Raw genomic sequence first — 20,925 nt, 5'->3', positions numbered from 1 at the left:
GCCGAGGGTAAATCATCTGTGCTCGGCTGCTTTTGACTGATTTGAATTAGGACGCGGGTTGGTCTACGGCTTCGCGCATCCATTGCTGGAGCCTTGCGACGGAATGTTCGCTCAAGACGCCACAATTCGGGTCCAGAACCAGGGGACCGGGGACATAGCCTTTGGATTTCAATCCGCGGTGAACGGATTCCACCAGACGGATGTCTTCTTCCACGGTGGTTTCCCGGTCCTGAATGGCGAGATTGCGGATCACATCGCTTTCGTGCCCGTTTTCAGTGAACCAGCCACGCCAGACGGTGCAAGTGTCAACCGTATTTGCACGCCAGTGATAGGTATTTAGGACATTGCCCGGGTAACACTGGAAGCTGAACATCGGCCATAGAAACCAACTTTGATAATCGCCGGCATGTGCGTTGCTTTCGAGATCAACCGGATAGGTCATCTTTTCCAAAGACTGACATTCGGTTGTGTGGCGCAGCACATAACCGTCTTTGGCAGGCTGAATGTCATAGGTTTCCGGTTTGACCACCCCTTCGGCGAAGGTCGGGTGGTTGGAGGGGCAATGGTAACACTCTGAATAGTTTTCGATGGAGCATTTCCAATTGCAGTTTTCTGGAATTTCCACCCATTCAAGCGGGGCCAAGGTGTCGATGTGCGGCACGAATTCAGAGATTTCTTCGCGCACACCTGGATACCATTCGTCCATTGGGGCGGCTTCATTGTCCAGATTGACGAAGATAAAACCCAAAAAATCTTCGGTCCGTACTTCGGTCAGGCAAATCTTGCTACGATCAAACCCTGGAACATTCTTGATATTTGGTCCGGCTCGTAGACCGCCCGTTAGCTCATATGTCCATTGATGATAAGGGCACACGACGACGCGCGTGTTACCTGTGCCAGACACCATCTCATGGGCCCGGTGCTGGCAGACGTTGAAGAAAGTGCGAATAACATTGTCACGGCCACGAATTGCAAAGAGGCTTTGTCCTGCAACTTCAAAGGCAAAATAATCGCCCACATTCGGGATGTCTGCAGAATGGCCAGCGAACTGCCACGTTCGCGCCAAAAGACCGTTCAGTTCTTTCTGAAAAATGTCATCAGAAGTATAGTAATGCGCATCCAGTGAATGTGTAACAGCTACGTTCATTTATTTTCCTCTTCATAGTAGCCAAGTTGCAGACGGCGTTGGTGAAATTTTTCGACCCGCTCCACGACTCGATCCGTCGATGTTGCGATCACAAAGCTGAGCAATGTTTCGAGCAAGGCGATGATGCTTACGGAGGACGGGAAAAACTGAGGCGTTTCGACGGACAGCTGGAAGGTGTGATCCGCCATCCGTGCAATAGGCGAAGCGGGGCTATCGGACAGAGCGATGATCTTGACGCCTTGTTGTTTGGCCTCTTTCACGGCTTGGACGACATCGCTGCGATAGGGCTTGCATGTAATTGCGATCAGCACATCTCTTTCATCAGCCCATGCGAGGTCATCTGTGGCATTCGACCCGGCTCTTGGGACGGCATAAAACTGAACCATCCCGGTGCGGGCGAGATATGTGAAGTTGCTGGCATTGGAGTGATTGACGCCGACGCCATAGGTATACACATTTCGGCAATTCCAAATCGTAGAAGCTGCGGCCTGTAGATCGCCTTCGGTAATGCCTGCAAAAGTTTCTTCGATATTTTTAATCGCACCTGAAATCATATCAGCGTACAAATGTCCCATTTCGCCTTTTTTCTGCACATCTTGCAGCCAGCGAACGCGATCTGGGAAAGAGGCTTCGCCATTTCGAATCGCTTCGCGGAAGGGTTCACGGAAGTCGTCATAGCCATCGAAGCCGACTTGGCGCGCCATTCTCACCACTGTGTTAGGCTTTACATTTGCCGCATCTGCGATTTCTCGCACAGTTGAAACCCCAACATCTCTTGGGTTTTCAAGCACATAGCGCGCAGCTTTTTGCGCTTCGGGTGTCAGCTCATCCAATTCCTTAGACAATCGGTCTAGCACTTTTGTTGAAACGTTCTGGTTCATAGGTCTTCCCCTGGTACGATCATTTGTACCATCTGTTGTTGACAGTGGTACAAATGATCCTTAATCGTGTCTACAGATTTTATCCGACATTAAACGGGAACCTAAAGATGTCTCAGAAGCAATTCCCAACACGGGCGAAAGTTGTCATCGTTGGTGGTGGTGTTATGGGCTGCGGTCTGGCTTATCACTTGGGTCACGAAGGCTGGGGTGAGGAGACGGTCCTTTTGGAAAAGGCCGAGCTGACTTCAGGGTCGACATGGCATGCTGCGGGGCAAATCACCCATTCAACCAGCTCATATGGATTGGGTCGAATGGTGGATTACAACATTGGCCTATATTCTAAGACACTCGAGGAAGAGACCGGTCAGGCTGTGACCTGGCACGGCTGCGGTTCGTTCCGCCTTGCCTACACGGAAGACGAAATGGACTGGTTGCGCCACACGCTGTCAGTCGGTCGCACGCTGGGTTTCAATATTGAACTTGTTGGCCCAGAGTTTATTGCCGAAAAACACCCGTTTTATAATCTCGAAGGCGTATTGGGTGCGCTTTACACGCCGGATGATGGCCATGTTGATCCCTCCAACGTGACCATGGCGATGGCGGCAGGGGCCCGCCAGAAGGGTGTAAAGATTTTCCGTCATTGCCGGGCAACCAATATCACCCAAAACGATGCTGGTGAGTGGGTTGTGGAAACCGAAAAAGGCACCATCATTTGTGAGCATGTTGTGAATGCTGGCGGGACTTATGCGCGTCAGATGGGGGAATGGTCTGGCCTTCAACTGCCGATGACCTCTATGACCCACCATTATTTCGTCACCGAAGATGTGCCTGAGTTTCAGAATTTAAAAGAAGAGTTGCCGGTGATCCGGGATGACAAACTTGTTTCTGGCTACATCCGGATGGAGCAGAAAAAGGGTTTGATCGGGATCTACGAAAAAGACAACGTAAATTCGGTCTGGCACGATGAATGCCCCTGGGACTACGAAAACTGGCTATTTGAAGCGGATTATGACCGTATCATGCCTTGGCTGGAAAACTCTCTGGAGCGGATGCCGATCTTTTCAGAGTTGGGTATCACGCGTGAAGTGCACGGCGCAATTTCCCACCCGCCAGATGGCAACCCAATGGTTGGTCCAGCGCCGGGTGTGAAGAATTACTGGTGCTGCTGTGGAACCCAAATCGGCATCGGTTGGGGCCCCGGTCTAACCCGTGAACTGGCAAAGTGGATGGTACGCGGATCGGCTGACATCTCTATGCGTGACTATGATCCGCGCCGTTTCGGCAGCTACGCCAACAAAGAATGGCAAGTTGTCAAAGCCCACGAGGATTACAAACTACGCCACGAAATTCCATTCCCACATTTCAATCGCCTTGACGGACGTCCAATCAAGCCCTCGCCGCTTTATGAAATCCTAAAGGAAAAGGGTGCGGTCTACGAAGAGGTTTATGGCTTTGAGCGCGCGCGTTGGTTTGCACCTGAAGGTGTCGAACAGTGTGATCACTACAGCTTCCGTCGCAATGTGGTGCATGATGTGGTGGGTGCCGAAGTTAAAGCCGTGCGTGAAAAAGTCGGCATTATGGATGTAACAGCCTTCACCAAGGTTGAAGTGTCTGGCCCAGATGCTTATGCGCTTTTGGACCGTTTGACGGCAAATAAAATGCCGCAGAAAACCGGTTCCATTACGTTGACCCACATGCTGAACCGTCGCGGTCGTATCGAGTTGGAAACAACAATGGTGCGGATGGCGGATGATAAATTTTATCTGGTCTGCGCGGCCTTCTTTGAGCAACGTTTGTTGGACCACCTGAACCACAATCGTGCGGCGGAAGACGTTACAATCAAGGCGCTTTCTGCAGAATGGTCTGCACTTTCTCTAAATGGACCGCAGTCTCGCGAAGTTTTGGAGCAATGTACGGACGCAGATCTCACGAATGCGGGATTCCGTTGGTTGTCAGCGCAGGAAATCACAGTCGCAGGTCACAAAATCTGGGCGTTCCGTATGTCTTATGCAGGTGAGCTGGGATGGGAATTCCACATGCCAGACGCGGCTTGTGTTGATGTCTACAATGCGCTTTGGGCCGCAGGCGAGGCACATGGCATCGTGAACTACGGATCCTTCGCAATGAATTCGATGCGGATGGAAAAAGCCTTCCCTGGCGCGGGTGAGTTGACCAATGAGGTGACCCTGCCGGAAGCCAACGTAAGCCGTTTCTTCAAGCTCGATAAAGAGTATCTGGGGGCGGATAAAACCCGTGAGTCTGCCGATGAAATGGAGGCAGGAACGTCGCCATGGATCTGTGCATATCTTGAGATCGAACCGGACGGGATCGAAGATGGCCATGGCGGAGAACCTGTGATGGTGAACGGCAAGGTTATGGGCGCAACGGCCTCGGTCGCATATGGCTATACCTACGGCAAAATCCTAGCTTTTGCCTATATCAAGCCAGAAGCAAACGTTCCGGGCCAAGAGATCGAAGTCATTGTTGCAGGCGAAACGCGCAAAGGCAAAATCCTTGACGGTGCGGTCTATGACCCAATGTCCAAACTGCCTCGCACGGATGCTCAGGTCGTGGAGACCGCATGACCACTCTGCCCGACAAAATGAAAGCCATGCTCTTGATGGGGCATGGCGGTCTGGATCAGCTGGTTTATGCCGATGCTGATACCCCGCGCCCCAAGGAAGGTGAGGTGGTCATCAAAGTTGGCGCTTGTGGTCTGAATAACACGGACATCAACACACGCACGGCATGGTATTCCAAAGCAAACAACGAAGCTTTGGGCGACGGCGCGGAGAGCGGATTTGACTCGATCGATGATGCAGACGGGACTTGGGGGGCCGGTGCAATTCGGTTTCCGCTGATCCAGGGGGCTGATGCGGTCGGAGTGATCGTTGCGGTTGGCGCAGGTGTCGACCCGGCACGTGTCGGTGAACGGGTTATGGTGGATCCTTGGCTGTTGTCTCACGGCGATTGGCTGAACCCAGAAAATTCAGGGTATTTCGGCTCTGAGTTGGATGGGGGCTTTGCGGAATACACTAAGGTGCGCAGCTCAAACGCCATCCGCGTGCAATCAGATCTGTCTGACGCTGAATTGGCAACTTTTGCCTGTGCCTATACCACGGCGGAAAATCTCGTTCAGCGCACTCTTCCGCGGCCTGGGGAAACGGTTGTGATCACTGGCGCATCAGGGGGGGTCGGATCGGCAGCTATCCAATTGTGTCGCCTTCGCGGTTGCCGCGTTATCGCAGTTGCAAGCGAATCCAAGGCGTCATTGCTGCTTGAGCTGGGTGCAAGTCGGGTGATTGATCGCAATACCGAAGATCTGGAAGGGGCTATTCGTGAAGCAGCAGCTGGCCCTGTAGATATCGCCCTTGATGTCGTTGGCGGAAAGAGTTTCATGCCGCTTATCAACGCATTGAGACAGGGCGGGCGGTATTCCACTTCGGGCTGTATCGGTGGTCAGTTTGCCCAATTTGATCTGCGACAGCTGGTTTACAAAGATCTGCAATTGACCGGAGCAACCATTTGCCCGGCCGGCACCATGCAGCGTGTGGTGTCGATGATTGAAACCGGTGCATTGAAACCGCTTCTGGCAGCAACCTATCCGCTTGCAGATATGGCACAGGCGCAAGAGGCTTTTATCGCGAAACAACATTTCGGAAATATTGTGGTGACGCCATGAAAATAACGCGTATTCGTGTCTATCAGACAGATCTTCCCTACGTTGGGGGTACCTATGTTTGGGGTGCAAACAACCCTCTGAGTGCCTCTCGCAGCAGCGTTGTTGTCGTTGATACGGATGCAGGACTGTCTGGTTGCGGAGAGTTCGCACCATGTGGCGAGAACTACATGATTGCGCATTCTGAAGGCGTGGCCGCTCTCGCTAAGCTTGCAGCACCACAGTTGCTTGGACAAGACCCAAGACAACTTTCACGTATGGAACGCCTTCTAGACAATGTTACGCAGGGGCATGGGTATGCCAAGGCTCCGTTTGATGCGGCCTTTTGGGATATTCTTGGGAAGGCGACCGATCAACCTGTCTGGATGTTAATGGGTGGCAAACTTACGGACGGCGCGCCGATGTATCGAGTTGCGCCGCAAAAAGAGCTGTCTGAAACCATCGCCGAGATGAACCGTTATCGCGATGATGGCTATCGCCAGTTTCAAATCAAAGTTGGTGGAGATTGGTTCTCTGACATCGACCGTATCCGTGAGACAGTGCCACTGTTGCAAGCGGGTGAAAATGCACTGGCTGATGCCAATCAGGGCTGGCGGGTAGACAACGCGATCCGGGTTGCGCGTGCCACACAGGATCTGGATTTTATTCTGGAGCAGCCCTGTAAAACCTATGACGAATGTCAGCAGGTCCGCCGTGTTGCACAGCAACCTATGAAGCTTGATGAATGTGTCACTGACATCAACATCGCCCGGCGTATCGTGAATGACCGTGGTGCGGAAATATGTTGCCTGAAAATTTCCAATCTGGGCGGTCTGTCCAAAGCGCGACGCGTGCGTGATTTCCTGATCGATCACGGGATTTCAGTGGTTTCCGAAGATACTTGGGGTGGTCAGATTACCAGCTCTGCTGTTGCCCATTTTGCGACCTCTACGCCAGAAGAGATGCTGCAGAACACCACAGATCTGATGAATTACAACACCCGCAACACCGGGATCGGTGGGCCCAGCGTGTCAAAAGGCAAGCTTTATGCACCGGATGAACCGGGCCTTGGAGTGACCCCTGACTTTGACAGTTTGGGCGATCCGGTGGCCGACTACCGTTTGGATGCAGCATGAAAATAACCCAGATCTCCGTTTTCCAGCTGGATATGCCTCTGACTGAGCCCTATTGGCTCTCTGGTGGGCGTTTGAAGTTTGAAAAGCTGGATAGCACATTCGTGCGTATCGATACAGACGAGGGGATCTCGGGTTGGGGTGAGGGATGCCCTTGGGGGCATACATACCTTCCAGCACATGGGGCGGGCATTCGCGCGGGGCTTGAGACACTGGCGCCCTTTCTGATTGGCGAAGATCCACGCAGCCTGCAGCATATAAACCGTGTGATGGACGTGCAACTCCCCGGCCATCCTTATGTAAAATCCGCAATTGATATCGCCTGTTGGGATATTCTTGGTCAATTCAGCGGTCTGCCGTTGTGGCAGTTGATGGGGGGCGCAAGCGCTGAACCCGTTTTGGTGAATTCGTCCATTTCAACCGGGACACCTGACGAAATGATGGCCACGATTATGAAGGCCGCTGAGAAGGGGTATTCGGTGCATTCCGCCAAGGTTGGGGGAACTGATATCGGTCTGGATATTGACCGCATCGAGGCGATTTCGGCTGGTCTTCCAAAAGGTCACAAGGTGACTTTTGATGTCAATAGGGCCTGGCAGCCTGCTGTTGCGATTGAGGTTTTGAATTCGGTTCGCGCCCGTGACTGGGTCGAACAACCTTGCCAGACCCTTGAGCAATGCGCCCATGTTGCGGGTCGTGTCGCCAATCCGATCATGCTGGATGAGTGCATGCACGGTTTTCAGGATCATTTGGATGCTTGGAGCCGACGCGCTTGCGAAGGTGTCAAAGTTAAACCCAATCGCGTTGGTGGGCTCACCAAAGCCCTGCAAATTAGGGATTTTGGTGTTTCGGTAGGCTGGCAGATGCACATTGAAGATTTGGGTGGCTCTGCTTTGGCAGATACCGCAGCGATACATCTCGCCTCCTCCACACCTGCAGCCAATCGCCTGGCAAGCTGGCTTTGCCACTATCATCTGGCCGTCGATCCGGTGCCCGGACAAGGGGCGCGTAATGAGAACGGTACAACCACGCCTCCACAGACCCCCGGTTTGGGCGTCGTTCCTGATTTAGACATTCTGGGAGGACCAGTGGGGGTCTATTCATGAAGATCACGAGCCTATCCCTTTGGCAGTTTCCTTTAATCAGCCATGAAACCTATTATATGGCGGATGGCAAAACCTGTGATCAGGTTTTGACTACTATATTGCGTATCAGCACCGATATCGGGCTGGAGGGATGGGGAGAGGTATGCCCAATTCCGCACTACCTTCCTGCATATTCAGGTGGTGTTATCCCTGCGGTGGGGGAGCTCTCTGATCTTCTTTTGGGGACGTCTCCAATTGGTCCAGAAGCGCTGATGGAGCGGTTGGATGCTCACTTGTTGGGGCATCCATATGCCAAATCCATGATTGATATGGCCTTGTGGGACTTGATGGGCAAAGCCACCAACCGCCCGCTTTTCGATCTCATTGGGGGGCGTCGTCAGCAGAACTTGCCGCTTTACCATTCGATCACCTGTACTGATCCTGAAAAGATGGCAGGAATTGCGACCGGGGCCGCGGCTGAGGGCATGCGCCAATTTCAGGTCAAACTCGGAGCGGATAGCAATTGGGAGGCCGATGTCGCGCGCGTCCGTCTGGTGCGCGAAGCCGTGGGCGCCGGGCCTCTTGTCTATTGTGATTGGAATTGCGGTGTAGATGCGCTTGAAGCGATCCGGGTCGCGCGCGCAGTTCAAGACACGGATGTGATGCTGGAGCAACCTTGCCGGACCATCGCGGAATGTGCCGCGGTGCAAAAGGCAAGCGGATTGCCGATGAAGTTGGACGAAAGCATCACGGATATCGCTGCGATACTAGAGGCATATGAAAAGGGCTGCCTTCAGGCAGCGGCGCTTAAGCAAAGTAAGAACGGTGGGATCAGCCGCCTGCGTGCGATGCGTGATCTCTGCGCCTCTCTTGGTGTGCGCATGTGTGTCGAAGATACTTGGGGCGGGGATATCACCACCGCTGCCAACCTTCATCTGGCCGCTTCAACGCCGGTTCGTAACTTGATGAACACCTGTGATTTGGGAAGCTACGTTGCGCCGCAAATCGCGCCAGATACGCCACAACGCCGACACGGGCGGATATCTCCGCCCGCAGGGGCTGGGCTTGGCATCACCCCTGATCTTGAACTCTTCGGCAGCCCTGCTGCGCAATTCAACTGACCGGAGCCTCTTATGAGCGAACTCTCCAACGAATACCCGACACATGATCCAGAGTGGGTCAAAGACATGCATGCAGATCACTATCTGCAAAGTTGGTCAAAACAGGGAGGGCGCCCGCGTGTCATCACTGGCGCCAGTGGCAGCTGGTTCTGGGATAGCGATGGAAAACGATATCTCGATTTTCAGTCTCAATTGGTCAATGCCAATATGGGGCATCAGCATCCGAAAATCGTTCAGGCGATCAAAGATCAGGCAGATAAACTTTGCTATATCGGGCCTGCGATGGGGTCTGATGTGCGCTCTGAGCTGGCAGCGATTATGAATGAAATCACGCCACCCAATATCACATCGACGTTCTTCACAACCGGGGGTTCTGCAGCAAATGAAATTGCCATCCGTCTGGCGCGGCACAAAACCGGGCGCACGAAGATCATTGCGCGCTATCGTAGTTATCATGGTGCGACCGGCGGAACTTTGAGTTTGACCGGCGACCCACGTCACCATCTGACCCGTGCTGATATGCCCGGCGTTGTGCGGATGCTGGACCCCTACACCTATCGTTTGCCAACAGGTCATACTGATCCTGCACATTGCCCGGTCGCGCAGGGTGGTCCGCATCTTGAAGAACTCTTGATGTATGAAAATCCAAATACCGTTGCTGCGGTTATTCTTGAAACGGTGGTGGGGACCAACGGGATTATCGTGCCGCCTGATGGCTATCTGCAATCCATCCGTGAGACTTGTAATAAGTATGGTATTCTTCTGATTTGCGATGAGGTCATGGCTGGCTTTGGCCGCACTGGCAAATGGTTTGCTGTCGATCACTGGGGTGTTGAGCCTGATATCATTACATCGGCGAAGGGCATCAATTCAGGCTATGTGCCTTTGGGAACGATGTCGGTGTCTCAGGAACTGCATGACTGGCTGCGCGAAACGCCTCTGCCTGGTGGTTTGACCTATGCCGGCCACCCGCTGGCCTGTGCATCAGGTATTGCCGCTATTCGGGCAATGCAGGAGGAGGATACGCTGAACTATGCGACCCAAATGGGTGCAAGAATGCGTGAAGAATTGGCGAAGCTAGCCGAAAAACACCCGTCTATTGGCGATATTCGCGGCCTTGGGATGTTTAACGGTATTGAGTTGGTGAAAAACCGTGAAACGCGTGAGCCTCTGGTGCCATTCGCCGCCAAGGGCGCTGATGCTAAACCAATGTCCGATATGATGGCATTTGCAATGAACGAAGGGCTTTATCTGTCTTTCTATTCAAACGTGATCCGCCTTACGCCACCTCTGAACATCAGCGAAGAAGACATGATGCATGGTCTCGAAATTCTGGACCGTACATTGGAAATCGCAGATCGCGAATGTGTCTAATAGCATATGAATAAGGGAAGACTCTGATGAAGGTGCTCGTACCTGTTAAGCGTGTGAACGTGAACGCAGCCAGCGGCCAATTGGTGTTGGATGCAACCGCAAAGGTCACGCCAATTTTCCAGGTCGCAGACTTCGGGCGCGCCGGGCACCTCTTTGATGCGGTGCCAGAAGTGAGGGTAAAGCTGTGATGAACGAAGCGGGTGTTGTCATTGTTGGAGCGGGGCAGGCGGGATTCTCCGCCGCCTCTAAACTGCGATCTCTGGGATATCAGGGATCAATTACAATGTTCGGGAACGAAGGTCAGTATCCTTACCAACGCCCACCGCTGTCCAAGTCATATCTCTTAAACGAGATGCCCTTGGAGCGTTTATACCTGCGTCCTGCGTCGTTTTATGAAGAGCAGTCGATTTCGATGCGAATGGATGTTGAAGTCACAAAGATTCTGCCCGAAACACAGCATGTGCTCACCACTTCTGGCGAATACCCCTATACGAACCTTATTCTTGCGACCGGTGCAACACCGCGGCGCTTGCCACGTTCGTTAGGAGGCCATCTGGAGGGCACCTATACGATCCGCAATATTGGCGACATCGATACGATATCGCCCGAATTTGTGGCGGGTCGAAAGCTTGTCATTGTTGGTGGTGGCTATATTGGCCTTGAGGTTGCGGCCGTTGCGCGCAGCCTTGGTCTGGACGTCACATTGATTGAAGCCGAAGACCGTATTTTGAAACGCGTTGCTGCTCAGGAAACGTCTGCTTTCTTTAGCAGCTATCACAGATCAAAGGGTGTCGACCTCAGGGAAAACACAAAGATCAAAGGCGTTGTTGGCAAGGATCGTGTCTCAGGTATTCAGCTTTCTGACGGTTCTATTTTGGCAGCTGATTTCGTGGTGTTCGGCGTCGGGGTGAGCGCCAATACCGAACTTGCTGAAGCAGCAGGTCTTAAAACCGATACGGGCGTTGCGACAGATGCTTATGGGCGCTGTTCAAAAGCAAACATCTGGGCTGCAGGTGACTGCGCCTCATTGCCTTTTGATGGGGAACAAATACGCATCGAAAGTGTAGGAAATGCGATTGATCAGGCCGAACTGGTGGCGCAGAATATTATGGGTGCAGGGTTGGAATATAACGTCAAACCCTGGTTTTGGTCCGATCAATACGATGTCAAACTTCAAATCTGCGGTTTGAACACTGGTTTTGACAGGGTTGAGAGCCGCATCACGTCTGAGACGAGCCAATCTTTTTGGTATTACCGGGCGGAACAACTGATCGCCGTCGATGCGATCAACGATCCCCGTGCATATATGACAGCCAAAAGGCTCATCGAATCTGGAAAATCTGCGGATCCGAAGATTGTTTGCGATCCCGCATCAAATCTGAAGGAGTTGTTTGCCGTTTCTTGAAACGGCAGGACGGGAATGGACATGCGGCAAGCCTATTCTTCTTTTACACAATCCTATCAGAGCGCGGATGTGCGCATGGTTACTGCGCTGACCAATCCAGCCTGCGGACAGATCCGGCATTTCCACATCTTGTTGCTAGATGGCGCAAGTTTGCGGGATCTGGGATCTGTAATCGATCCGTTGAAGACCGCCAATCAGCTGTCCGGACGATCTTTGTACACGTGGTCTTTGGTCAGTGCGACGGGTCAGCCTGTGAAAAGCGCTGAAGGTGTTCAGATGCCCGTGGATCATCCAATGTCTCCGACCAGAAAGTCGGATTGTATCGTGGTATGTTCCGGAGATACTGGTTTTCAGGCTGCTGAGGCGGAGATCTTAAGCTGGCTTCGCCGGCATGACAGCAAAGGCGGCTTAATTGCAGCGGCGTCGACCGGTGCTTATACGCTCTTGCGCGCTGGTATTTTAAGAGACCATGAGTTTACTGTTCATTACGCTGCACATGCCGCTGTTGAGGAACAGTATCCCGACCATCCTCCCTCTGACAGAATGTACCAGAAATCCGGTCGTATCCTGACCAGTGCTGGTGGGGCGGGAATACTGGAGATGATGTTACTTCTCATCCTGGAAGATAAAGGGAGTGACGCTGCAAACAAAGTCTCACGCGCTTGTTTGCATGTCTATGATCCCGAAGCAACGCAGTCGTTGCAAAACACCTATCGCCCAAAGCCTCGCAATGCTGTTCTGGCTCGTATCATCGATCGTATGTTGGGATCTATCGAAGACCCGGAATCGATTTCTAATCTTATTAAGGCAGAGCCCATTTCATTGCGTCAGGTGGAGCGTTTGTTTAATGAGCATTTTCAAACCAGTCCGGGTAAATACTATAAGTCTCTCAGACTGGAGCGTGCGCGAAGCCTGTTAAATTCTACAAACATGACAGTGCTTGAAATTGCTGTAGCAACCGGGTTCTCTGGAACAACATCATTTCGCAAAGCTTATCGCGACAAATATAGCGGACCGCTTCCGAGATAGAGCAAGAGCTTAACGCGCTTCAGAGGCTATCGCCCTTATCGAACAGCCGTTTTCTGGATGAGACCGTCCAAAGGCAGGGCCAGTCTGCCTTTAACAACAGTCTGCAAAAGCACCGCGCTGTAAGCAATGCAGAAGCAGAGTGGCTTATTCACCAGATCGATAGGATTTTGGCGACCGGCCTTGTGTGTTGCGGAACAGGGTTGAAAAATGTTGCAGGTTTGAAAACCCATTCCGTATTGCGATCTCGCTAATCGACAAATGGGCGTATCTATCGTCACGCAGTTCGATTGCCACGCGTTTCAGGCGCTCTGAGCGGATATACTCTGCAATCGAATAATTCTCTTTGGCAAAAACCGCATTTAAACGGCGCACCGACATGCCGATTTCTGCAGCGACGCGGTTTCGATCCAGTTCAGGTAGACCAAGGTTTGAGCGGATAAAGCTTTTGGCGCGCATCAGTACATGTTGTTCGGGGGACGACAGCTCTGCTTTTTGGCCAATCTCATTGGCGAGGCCCGTTGCGATGAGATCGATGAGTGTTGCCTGAACCATGCTTTGCAACGTTGGATTTTTATCGTCCGCAAAGCGCGCAAATTCTTGGATGTTTTCTCGGACCAAACGGCCGATGCCCGATTGCCCGTCAATGCGATGGGCGACAAGCATTTGTGCATTTGGCAAACGGGCCAATAATTTCTCTCGTGGTAATTGTAGGACCGTTTTTTCAAAGTTGTTGCTTAAATTTAACTCATAAGGGTCGGAGCTGGAGTAAAGTGCCATGTCTCCGGGGTGTAAAATCGCGGATTTGCCAAATTGTTTGATTCGAGACGTTTCACGCCGTTGCAGGCTCAATAGGAAATATTCATCGGTGGAGGCGCTGATGTCTTGTTTGCGCCGCTCGGCGGTATGGGCCATGGCCGATACCTCTGAAATGGACAGGACAGAATGATGTTTAATTTTGATTGAGCCTTTGAATCGGCTCATATTTTTGGCATCGCACCCCAAGCGCACATAGCTATTGCAGATCGCATCACTCCAATAGGAAAAGCGATTAGCTGGTGCGATTTGCGATGTGTCATACTGGCTTTGCGCGTTCATATAGAATTGATCCCGTTTTTAACTATTGTGGCCAAAGTGCACAAAAACGCAAGTTTTTCGGCTCATATGCAAAAGCATCGCCTGTTGGGATTGGGCAATGTTTCCTGCATCCAAGTGGGAGAAAAACAATGTCTCAACAATTCAAAGTTGCAGCAGTTCAAGCAGCACCTGTGTTTCTGGACCTTCAAGCCAGCGTGACTAAAGCGATCCAATACATCGAAGAAGCCGCCGCAAACGGCGCCAAGCTTGTTGCGTTCAGCGAAACATGGCTGCCGGGTTATCCAAACCACATCTGGCTGGGTCCGGTTGCGTGGCAGATGCAATTTGTCGGCCGCTATTTTGACAATTCAATCGAAGCAGGTTCCGAAGAAGAAGCACGTCTGTCTGCGGCATGCCGTGACAATAACATCCAGCTGTCTATTGGCGTTTCCGAACGCGATGGTGGGTCTTTGTATATTGCGCAGTGGCATTTTGACGAGAACGGTGAGGTCATTAACCGCCGTCGCAAGCTGAAGCCGACACATGTTGAGCGCACTGTTTATGGGGAAGGGGATGGATCTGATCTGAACGTGGTCGACACATCGATTGGTCGCGTTGGTCAGTTGGCGTGCTGGGAACACATGCAACCGCTGTCGAAATACGCGATGTATTCGCAAAATGAACAGATCCACGTCGCCGCATGGCCAAATCTGGCGCTGTATGAAGGCACGGCTTATGCGCTGGGTCATCAGGTCAACAATGGTGCAAGCATGATGTACGCGGTTGAAGGCAGCTGTTTCGTTGTTGCGCCTTGTTCCTTGGTCACCAAAGAAAATCAGGACAATGTCTGCCAGGGAGATCCCGAGAAGGAAAAGCTTTGCCCTGTTGGCGGTGGCTACACTAAAATCTATGCGCCAGACGGGTCGTCCATTGGGACCGATATTGCGCATGACGAGGAAGGCATCGTTTACGCGGACATCGACCTGCATATGATCGGTTATGCGAAAGCTGCAGCTGATCCGGCGGGCCACTATTCTAAGGCTGACAGCACACGTTTGCTTTTGAACAAAAGAAAACAGCGCGCCGTCATGTATTTTGATGAATCCAACGGGTTGGAAATCAGCGCAACCTCCAACGCTGAAAATGCAGACCTCGAGCCAGCCGCCGAGTAACGCATCTGGCCCCCAATCGCTGCGTTGGGGGCCAATTAACTACAGTAAAATGCGCCCAACGGAGGATGATATGCCAACGCCCGAAGAATTCTATACCGACGCTCAGCGCGCCCTTCAGGAAGAGGGTCAGCAGGAAAAGCTAGCGCAGGTCGTTGTTCATGCCATCGTGCGTGACGAACTTGAAGAAATACACACCGATTACATCACCAGCCGGGATTACTTCTTTCTCTCCAGCGTGAACTCAAAAGGCGAACCAACGGTTTCCTACAAGGGGGGCGATGTTGGCTTTGTAAAGGTTCTGTCCAACACCAGGCTGATCTTTCCAAACTATGATGGCAATGGCATGTGGTATTCGCTGGGCAATATCGATGAAACGGCCAAGGTTGGCATGTTGTTCATGGATATGGTCACGCCATGGCGTATTCGCGTGCAAGGGACTGCGAAACTGAACCGTGATCCGGAATTGATCGCGCAGTTCCCGGGTGCGAATATGGTTGTCGACATCGAGGTCGACAGAGTGTTCCAGAACTGTGCGCGATATATCCATAAACACACGCGCGTTGAACAATCGCCTTATGTGCCCGATGCCGAGGGCAACGCGCCCTATCCGGCATGGAAGCGTATCGAACCTTTGCAGCCATTTTTGCATCCTGACGATCAAGGACGGGCTGACCAAGAAGGGGGCACAATTTCCGAAGAGGAATACCTTGAGAAGGTCCAGAAGGGCACCTCTTAAGAGGGAACGGGCCGCCGTGCGGCGGTTGTAACCAAACATTTGGTTTGGGGGTGATCTTCCAGACCACAGTTTTGGTGCGCGTGCAGTTTGGGTCTGGCGAAAGATGGTCCAGCCGTTGTTGCACTGAGTTTTACGGGTGAAAACCTAAATCGCTTGGACCGCAGCGATCGCCTGACCGTTTCGGATGGAAATCCGACTGTGACTCTCAAATAGGCCGCGACATTGCTGTTTCTGGCGCCATCACTGTGCACTGCAGGTGGTGGTGGCCAAAGATCGTGGCCCGCAAAGAGCCGCAACGCCAGCGCCTCCTGTCTGGTCTGGTCGGGTCGAGCGGTGCTGCAATGAAAGCGCGACCAATAACGCCGCGCATCCGTGGCGAACCGCGTCACGGCACATACTCCGGCGGCGGCACGTTGTGTGCTGGTGATGAGAACGAGCAGACTACTGCGTTGTTCAATGCAGTTTTCAACGTTTAAACAACTGGGAGAAAGAGAATGAAGACAAGTTTAATACTTGCGACTGCTGCCACACTGGGCCTGAGCCTGATGGGCGAAGATGCGAAAGCAGACGGCCATGCCCCTGTGTGCGGATTGAACACGGGGCAAGCCGCCACAGGAGAGCCAATTAAAGTTGGTGGTATCAATGGCAACGCGCCTCCGGGGGATTTTTCTGGCGGAACTGATGGTGCGGCTGCGTATTTCGACTGTGTGAATGCCAATGGCGGGATCAACGGACGTCCGATTGACTATCTCGTTGAAAATGACCAGTGGAATCCAGAGCTGGCCGGTCAAGTGGCGACCAAACTTGTGAAAGACGAGGGCGTTGTGGCGCTTGTTGGCAATGGTTCGGTTGTGGAAATGGCGGTGAACGCGCCGTTGTATGCCGCCGAAGATGTGATGGTCATGGCGTCTGGCTGTGCGATCTCAGAATGCTATGAAAGCAGTCATATCGTTTCCACCAATCAAGGTCCGCTGCCATCTGGAATTGGTGCGCTTAAGTTTGCAATTGAAGAGCTGGGCGCAACAAATGCCGCCTGTATCGGGTTTAACATCCCAAACAATGGTGGCTGGGCCTGCGACTGGATGAATGAATACATGTCCAGCAAAGGTTTGCAGGGCACGTCTATTCTGATGGATCCAACTGCGGTTGATCTCAACTCGGTCTATTTGCAAGCCCTTGCCGAAGGGGTTGATACCATTTTGTTGATGTTGCCCGCTGGTCCTGCGATTGGTTTGCTGAAGGTCGCAGAAGAGCAGGGCGGGCGCGAGATGTTCAAATGGGTGTCTCCGACCCCATTGTATGAACCCGGCGTTGGCGAAGTTCTGGGCGATTACTGGTCTGATCATTTGTACATCAACATCGAGCTGAACACGTTCGACAGTGATGGCGCAGACAATCAGAACTGGGTCAAAGTGATGGACACCTACGGCAAGGACGACGATCGTCGCGACACCTTTAGCCAGTCTGGCTATATCTCTGCCAAGTTCTTTGTCGATGCGCTGCTTGACCTAGATGCCGATCGCATTGATCGCCCAAGCGTCACCAAAGCCATTCAGAACATTGTTGGCGTTGAATCAGATCTGCTGTGTGATCCGTATTATGTAGGTGTTGCGGACCGCCATATGCCGAACCATTCCGGGCGGATGGTCGTGTTTAAAGATGGCGGTTTTGAGCTGATGCGTGATTGCTACGACATCGACACCAACTACCTCGAGCCCATTCTGGCCCAAGAGACTGCTCTGGGCTTGGACTAACCTCCCCGCGAGGGGCGGCGTGGTCGAATGCCACCCGCCCCGAAAGGAATATCTTATGCTGAAAGTCTATGGTCTCTTTCTTGTCTCTGGCCTTGCCGTTGGCTCTTTGTATGCTTTGGCGGGCATTGGTCTGGTCATCCTGCGTCGCTCGACGGGGTTTCTGAATTTTGCTTACGGTGCCCTTGCCGCTGCTGCCGCTATGGTGGCGTGGCAGGTGGCTGATTGGGGGGCCTGGCCCCCTCTATCCTGGTTTGCAGCCTTGGTGGCGGGCGTTGTTTTGAGTGTCGCATATGGGCGTCTTGTTGCTCCTGCGCTGGCATGGCGTGAACCGGCCGTTAAGGCGGTTGCGACGTTAGGGTATATGTTGATCTTGTTGGGCGTGATGGGCCTGATCTGGGATGACGAACTGCGCAAGCTGAGCCTGCCTACCGACAAAATCGCAGTGACCCTGTTGGGGGTCCGCGTGACCGTCACCCGTCTGATTGCGCTTGGTGTTGCGGTTGCTGCTGTGATTGCGATGATCCTATATCTTGATCGGTCGCGTATGGGGCTGAACATGCGTGCCTTGGCTGATGATCGTGATCACGCGGCCTTGCTGGGCATTCCTATCATCAAAGTCGAAACTTTGGCCTGGGGCATCTCTGGTGCTTTGGCGGGCGGCACCGGGTTGCTGTTTGGCTCCCTGGTGCGCCTAGAGCCGACCGTGATCACATTTATGGTGATCCCAGCCACCGCAGCGGCCATCGTCGGGCGGCTGACGTCTTTACCGATGACATTGCTGGGTGGGCTTTTCATCGGTGTGATTGAGGCGATGTTGACGTTGTACAAACCTCTCGCGCCGCTGCGTGCGATGACGCCGTTTGTTATTGCTGGGTTGATGATCCTTTGGATGCAGCGTGGCACCAGCCTGACCTTTGCGAGCAAGGACTGATCCGATGGACCCTTTACAGAAAACTTCAACTTGGATTGGCGTCGCTTTGCTGGCGCTGACGGTATTGATTTTGCCGATGGTGCTTGGTGCGCTTTGGATCAAAGTATTAACATCTGCTGCGATCTTTGCTTTGGCGGCATCCGGCGTTGCGCTTGTTTATGCGCAGCTTGGTTTGATTAATCTGGCACAGATTGCCCTGATTGGCGTTGGGGGATGGATCGCGTTGCGCTTGAACTATGCGACGGATTTGCCGGTGACGCTGCTTGTCATCATTGCGGGTGGGTTGACCGGCGTAATAGGCGCGCTTTTTGCGCTGCCTGCGCTGCGGATGCGTGGGCTGTATCTTGCTCTTGTGACCCTAATGGTGGCAGCGCTTGCGCAGATCTTTTTCAACGCCTTCCAGTTTCCAAATGGTGGCGAAGGCTTTTGGGGGGTGGCGCAAAAATCGGCTGATGCTGTGCGTCGTCCAGGTTTCGCGCAGAGCGACACAGCCTATTTTCGCTATGTCATGATTGCGCTTGGAGTGGCGTTTATGCTGATCGGGCTGCACAAATCCAGCGCGCCGGGGCGGGCCTGGGCGATGATCCGGCAATCCGAAGCCAATGCGATGGCGGCTGGGATCAACGTAACCTTCTTTAAGCTCTGGGCCTTTGCCCTGTCGGGTTTTTTGGCGGGTACATCCGGTGCCTTACTGGCGGGGGCGTTGGGGCAACTGGATGCGCGCAGTTTTCTGGCTGGAGAGGGTATTTTGCTTTTCGCGCTTGCGGTTGTCGGTGGCGTTTTCAGTTGGCTTGGGGCGATCGTTGCGGGCCTGCTTTATAAGCTATTGCCTGCGATATTTAACGATCTCGGGCTGAGCGCTGACATTGCGATGATCATCTTTGGTGCAGCTTTGATGCACGCCATCATGACCGCGCCCGAAGGGATCGCCGGTCAGATCATGGGCGCATTCAAAAAGGGAGGCTCTGATGATTGAAATCACAGATGTTACCGTAAAATACGGGGGCGTGGTGGCGCTGGACAGTGTGTCGTTGAAAATCGCGGAGGATGTCGTTGGCCTGATCGGACCCAACGGCGCGGGCAAGACCACGTTGACGAATGCGTTTTCTGGCTTTGCGCCGGTGACCGATGGATCAATCGTGGTGAATGGCACCAATTTGTTTGACCTTGCCCCCCATAAACGCACGCGTTGGGGATTGGCCCGTAGTTTTCAAAAGGTTCAGATCGTGCCCGATCTGACGGTCGAAGAGCACCTGAAGGCCGTTCTGGATGGCAAAGGCATTGGCAAGGCGCAACGTGTGGGAGCTATCTCTAAAGCGCTAGATTTTGTGGGCATCGGAGACATTCGTCTGAAACAGGGTCGCGCGTTGAACCCTTACCAGCGCCGCATGACAGAAATAGCAAAATGCCTGATTGGCGGGCCACGGGTCGTATTGCTGGACGAGCCCGGCGGTGGGCTATCGGAAGCAGAGATGCAGCACCTGCGCGACATCATTCGTGGCATTCATCCTGAATTCGGGGCGCAAATCTTGTTGGTGGATCACGATGTAGATCTTATCCGTGATGTCTGCGCCGCGACCGCTGTATTGGATTTTGGCAAACTCATCGCCTTTGGGCCGACCGAAGAGGTCTTGGCGGATGAAGTTGTAAAAACCGCCTATTTGGGCCGGTAAGGAGGCACCATGTTGGAAATCAAAGATGTGACCGTTCAAGGGGCCACCCGCCGTGTGATTGATGGTGTCTCTTTATCGGTGAATGAGGGTGAGATCGTGGCCTTGTTGGGCCCGAACGGCGCAGGTAAGTCAGAGCTGGTGCTAGGGATCGCAGGCGTTATGCCGCTGATGGGAGAGGTGATCATTCAAGGTAAGGATATTGCGGGTACGAGTCCTCAGAATGTGCGGGCGCATGGGATCGCGGCAATTCCTGAGGGTCATCATACGCTTGGGCGTTTGTCCGTCTTGGATAATCTGCGCGCGGCCGGGCCGGAGCTGGATGATGACACGTTGAATGCATCAGTTGAACAGGCGTTTGACGTCTTTCCAGAGCTGCGTGACAAAGCCGGGCAGGCGGCCGGGTCGCTCTCTGGGGGACAACAGCAAATGGTTGCGATTGCGCAGGCGCTGGTTTCGCATCCAAAGGTCATGCTATTGGATGAGATGTCGCTTGGGCTTGCTCCGGTGATCATCGAACGATTGGTGGGTGTTGTCCGCAATCTGCGGGAAAAGGGCATGGGTATTTTGCTGATCGAGCAGTTTACGCATCTCGCGCTGGATGTTGCCGACCGTGCGCATGTGCTGACACACGGCAAGCTTAGCTATTCTGGTACGCCAGATGAACTCAAGAAAGATCGCTCGATCCTTGAACGCGCCTATCTGGGCTGATCGTCAATGAACGTCTGAAGAAGCTTGCGCACCAGCTGGTTTTC

The 20,925-nt window shown here is 53.0% G+C and carries 20 protein-coding genes; 17 read left to right on the top strand and 3 right to left on the bottom strand.

The window, feature by feature from the left end:
• Positions 1 to 46: 46 nt before the first annotated feature.
• Positions 47 to 1,147, bottom strand: coding sequence for an aromatic ring-hydroxylating oxygenase subunit alpha (locus tag BLP79_RS07370; protein WP_090217753.1), 1,101 nt, complete (start codon positions 1,145 to 1,147; stop codon positions 47 to 49).
• Positions 1,144 to 2,028 carry a MurR/RpiR family transcriptional regulator gene (locus BLP79_RS07365; protein ID WP_090217751.1) on the bottom strand — a complete coding sequence of 295 codons (885 nt, stop codon included), beginning with the start codon at positions 2,026 to 2,028 and terminating at the stop codon, positions 1,144 to 1,146. Before BLP79_RS07365 ends, BLP79_RS07370 begins: the two co-directional genes overlap by 4 nt.
• Positions 2,029 to 2,135: 107 nt before the next feature.
• Here BLP79_RS07365 and BLP79_RS07360 point away from each other — a divergent pair, with 107 nt between their 5' ends.
• From BLP79_RS07360 to BLP79_RS07325, 9 genes are read left to right on the top strand one after another with little or no spacing between them, the layout of a single operon-like run.
• Positions 2,136 to 4,613, top strand: a complete 2,478-nt coding sequence (locus BLP79_RS07360) for an FAD-dependent oxidoreductase (RefSeq protein WP_090217749.1) — start codon at positions 2,136 to 2,138, stop codon at positions 4,611 to 4,613.
• On the top strand, positions 4,610 to 5,710 hold the full coding sequence (locus BLP79_RS07355) for an alcohol dehydrogenase family protein (RefSeq protein WP_232716386.1): 1,101 nt from the start codon (positions 4,610 to 4,612) through the stop codon (positions 5,708 to 5,710). The genes BLP79_RS07360 and BLP79_RS07355 overlap by 4 nt, the downstream gene beginning before the upstream one ends.
• On the top strand, positions 5,707 to 6,822 hold the full coding sequence (locus BLP79_RS07350; protein ID WP_090217748.1) for a mandelate racemase/muconate lactonizing enzyme family protein: 1,116 nt from the start codon (positions 5,707 to 5,709) through the stop codon (positions 6,820 to 6,822). Before BLP79_RS07355 ends, BLP79_RS07350 begins: the two co-directional genes overlap by 4 nt.
• Positions 6,819 to 7,925 (top strand): mandelate racemase/muconate lactonizing enzyme family protein, encoded by a 1,107-nt coding sequence (locus tag BLP79_RS07345; RefSeq protein WP_090217746.1) that lies wholly within the window; start codon positions 6,819 to 6,821, stop codon positions 7,923 to 7,925. The genes BLP79_RS07350 and BLP79_RS07345 overlap by 4 nt, the downstream gene beginning before the upstream one ends.
• Positions 7,922 to 9,025 (top strand): mandelate racemase/muconate lactonizing enzyme family protein, encoded by a 1,104-nt coding sequence (locus BLP79_RS07340; RefSeq protein ID WP_090217744.1) that lies wholly within the window; start codon positions 7,922 to 7,924, stop codon positions 9,023 to 9,025. Before BLP79_RS07345 ends, BLP79_RS07340 begins: the two co-directional genes overlap by 4 nt.
• Positions 9,026 to 9,037: 12 nt before the next feature.
• On the top strand, positions 9,038 to 10,399 hold the full coding sequence (locus BLP79_RS07335; protein WP_090217742.1) for an aminotransferase class III-fold pyridoxal phosphate-dependent enzyme: 1,362 nt from the start codon (positions 9,038 to 9,040) through the stop codon (positions 10,397 to 10,399).
• 26 nt (positions 10,400 to 10,425) lie between these two features.
• The gene (locus BLP79_RS19645; protein WP_157843965.1) at positions 10,426 to 10,587 is read left to right on the top strand and encodes a hypothetical protein; all 162 of its coding nucleotides are present in this window, start codon (positions 10,426 to 10,428) and stop codon (positions 10,585 to 10,587) included.
• On the top strand, positions 10,587 to 11,804 hold the full coding sequence (locus BLP79_RS07330; RefSeq protein WP_090217740.1) for an NAD(P)/FAD-dependent oxidoreductase: 1,218 nt from the start codon (positions 10,587 to 10,589) through the stop codon (positions 11,802 to 11,804). The genes BLP79_RS19645 and BLP79_RS07330 overlap by 1 nt, the downstream gene beginning before the upstream one ends.
• Before the next feature lie 21 nt (positions 11,805 to 11,825).
• Entirely contained in the window at positions 11,826 to 12,833 is a 1,008-nt protein-coding gene (locus BLP79_RS07325) for a GlxA family transcriptional regulator (protein WP_170830460.1), read from the top strand.
• Between the two features lie 144 nt (positions 12,834 to 12,977).
• On the opposite strand, the gene BLP79_RS07320 is transcribed toward BLP79_RS07325, so the two are convergent.
• Entirely contained in the window at positions 12,978 to 13,928 is a 951-nt protein-coding gene (locus BLP79_RS07320) for an AraC-like ligand-binding domain-containing protein (protein WP_090217737.1), read from the bottom strand.
• 128 nt (positions 13,929 to 14,056) lie between these two features.
• On the opposite strand from BLP79_RS07320, the gene BLP79_RS07315 reads away from it, so the two are divergent.
• From BLP79_RS07315 to BLP79_RS07280, 8 genes are all read left to right on the top strand, one after another.
• Positions 14,057 to 15,079: a carbon-nitrogen hydrolase family protein gene (locus tag BLP79_RS07315; protein ID WP_090217735.1), complete on the top strand. Its 1,023-nt coding sequence runs from the start codon at positions 14,057 to 14,059 to the stop codon at positions 15,077 to 15,079.
• Between the two features lie 70 nt (positions 15,080 to 15,149).
• Positions 15,150 to 15,815: a pyridoxamine 5'-phosphate oxidase family protein gene (locus tag BLP79_RS07310; protein ID WP_090217733.1), complete on the top strand. Its 666-nt coding sequence runs from the start codon at positions 15,150 to 15,152 to the stop codon at positions 15,813 to 15,815.
• Between the two features lie 275 nt (positions 15,816 to 16,090).
• Positions 16,091 to 16,291, top strand: coding sequence for a hypothetical protein (locus BLP79_RS07305; RefSeq protein ID WP_090217731.1), 201 nt, complete (start codon positions 16,091 to 16,093; stop codon positions 16,289 to 16,291).
• A gap of 18 nt (positions 16,292 to 16,309) precedes the next feature.
• Positions 16,310 to 17,569, top strand: coding sequence for an ABC transporter substrate-binding protein (locus tag BLP79_RS07300; RefSeq protein WP_090217730.1), 1,260 nt, complete (start codon positions 16,310 to 16,312; stop codon positions 17,567 to 17,569).
• 55 nt (positions 17,570 to 17,624) lie between these two features.
• A complete protein-coding gene (locus BLP79_RS07295) occupies positions 17,625 to 18,500 on the top strand; it encodes a branched-chain amino acid ABC transporter permease (protein WP_090217728.1) in 876 nt (291 codons plus the stop codon).
• Between the two features lie 4 nt (positions 18,501 to 18,504).
• The gene (locus BLP79_RS07290; protein WP_090217726.1) at positions 18,505 to 19,476 is read left to right on the top strand and encodes a branched-chain amino acid ABC transporter permease; all 972 of its coding nucleotides are present in this window, start codon (positions 18,505 to 18,507) and stop codon (positions 19,474 to 19,476) included.
• Positions 19,469 to 20,173: an ABC transporter ATP-binding protein gene (locus BLP79_RS07285; protein WP_090217725.1), complete on the top strand. Its 705-nt coding sequence runs from the start codon at positions 19,469 to 19,471 to the stop codon at positions 20,171 to 20,173. The genes BLP79_RS07290 and BLP79_RS07285 overlap by 8 nt, the downstream gene beginning before the upstream one ends.
• A gap of 9 nt (positions 20,174 to 20,182) precedes the next feature.
• A complete protein-coding gene (locus BLP79_RS07280; RefSeq protein ID WP_090217723.1) occupies positions 20,183 to 20,881 on the top strand; it encodes an ABC transporter ATP-binding protein in 699 nt (232 codons plus the stop codon).
• Positions 20,882 to 20,925 lie beyond the last annotated feature (44 nt).

The organism is Epibacterium ulvae (assembly GCF_900102795.1).
GTDB lineage: Bacteria > Pseudomonadota > Alphaproteobacteria > Rhodobacterales > Rhodobacteraceae > Epibacterium > Epibacterium ulvae.
Note: the sequence above shows the minus strand (reverse complement) of the source record. Positions and strands in the feature narration are given on the sequence as shown.

What these genes read in the sequence shown, in the direction of transcription:
- BLP79_RS07335 (WP_090217742.1), top strand. Translation starts at nt 9,038, where the DNA reads ATGAGCGAACTCTCCAACGAATACCCGACACATGATCCAGAGTGGGTC.
- BLP79_RS07350 (WP_090217748.1), top strand. Translation starts at nt 5,707, where the DNA reads ATGAAAATAACGCGTATTCGTGTCTATCAGACAGATCTTCCCTACGTT.
- BLP79_RS07315 (WP_090217735.1), top strand. Translation starts at nt 14,057, where the DNA reads ATGTCTCAACAATTCAAAGTTGCAGCAGTTCAAGCAGCACCTGTGTTT.
- BLP79_RS07285 (WP_090217725.1), top strand. Translation starts at nt 19,469, where the DNA reads ATGATTGAAATCACAGATGTTACCGTAAAATACGGGGGCGTGGTGGCG.
- BLP79_RS07330 (WP_090217740.1), top strand. Translation starts at nt 10,587, where the DNA reads ATGAACGAAGCGGGTGTTGTCATTGTTGGAGCGGGGCAGGCGGGATTC.
- BLP79_RS07325 (WP_170830460.1), top strand. Translation starts at nt 11,826, where the DNA reads ATGCGGCAAGCCTATTCTTCTTTTACACAATCCTATCAGAGCGCGGAT.
- BLP79_RS19645 (WP_157843965.1), top strand. Translation starts at nt 10,426, where the DNA reads ATGAAGGTGCTCGTACCTGTTAAGCGTGTGAACGTGAACGCAGCCAGC.
- BLP79_RS07370 (WP_090217753.1), bottom strand. Translation starts at nt 1,147, where the DNA reads ATGAACGTAGCTGTTACACATTCACTGGATGCGCATTACTATACTTCT.
- BLP79_RS07295 (WP_090217728.1), top strand. Translation starts at nt 17,625, where the DNA reads ATGCTGAAAGTCTATGGTCTCTTTCTTGTCTCTGGCCTTGCCGTTGGC.
- BLP79_RS07290 (WP_090217726.1), top strand. Translation starts at nt 18,505, where the DNA reads ATGGACCCTTTACAGAAAACTTCAACTTGGATTGGCGTCGCTTTGCTG.
- BLP79_RS07320 (WP_090217737.1), bottom strand. Translation starts at nt 13,928, where the DNA reads ATGAACGCGCAAAGCCAGTATGACACATCGCAAATCGCACCAGCTAAT.
- BLP79_RS07280 (WP_090217723.1), top strand. Translation starts at nt 20,183, where the DNA reads ATGTTGGAAATCAAAGATGTGACCGTTCAAGGGGCCACCCGCCGTGTG.
- BLP79_RS07310 (WP_090217733.1), top strand. Translation starts at nt 15,150, where the DNA reads ATGCCAACGCCCGAAGAATTCTATACCGACGCTCAGCGCGCCCTTCAG.
- BLP79_RS07300 (WP_090217730.1), top strand. Translation starts at nt 16,310, where the DNA reads ATGAAGACAAGTTTAATACTTGCGACTGCTGCCACACTGGGCCTGAGC.
- BLP79_RS07365 (WP_090217751.1), bottom strand. Translation starts at nt 2,028, where the DNA reads ATGAACCAGAACGTTTCAACAAAAGTGCTAGACCGATTGTCTAAGGAA.
- BLP79_RS07355 (WP_232716386.1), top strand. Translation starts at nt 4,610, where the DNA reads ATGACCACTCTGCCCGACAAAATGAAAGCCATGCTCTTGATGGGGCAT.
- BLP79_RS07340 (WP_090217744.1), top strand. Translation starts at nt 7,922, where the DNA reads ATGAAGATCACGAGCCTATCCCTTTGGCAGTTTCCTTTAATCAGCCAT.
- BLP79_RS07345 (WP_090217746.1), top strand. Translation starts at nt 6,819, where the DNA reads ATGAAAATAACCCAGATCTCCGTTTTCCAGCTGGATATGCCTCTGACT.
- BLP79_RS07360 (WP_090217749.1), top strand. Translation starts at nt 2,136, where the DNA reads ATGTCTCAGAAGCAATTCCCAACACGGGCGAAAGTTGTCATCGTTGGT.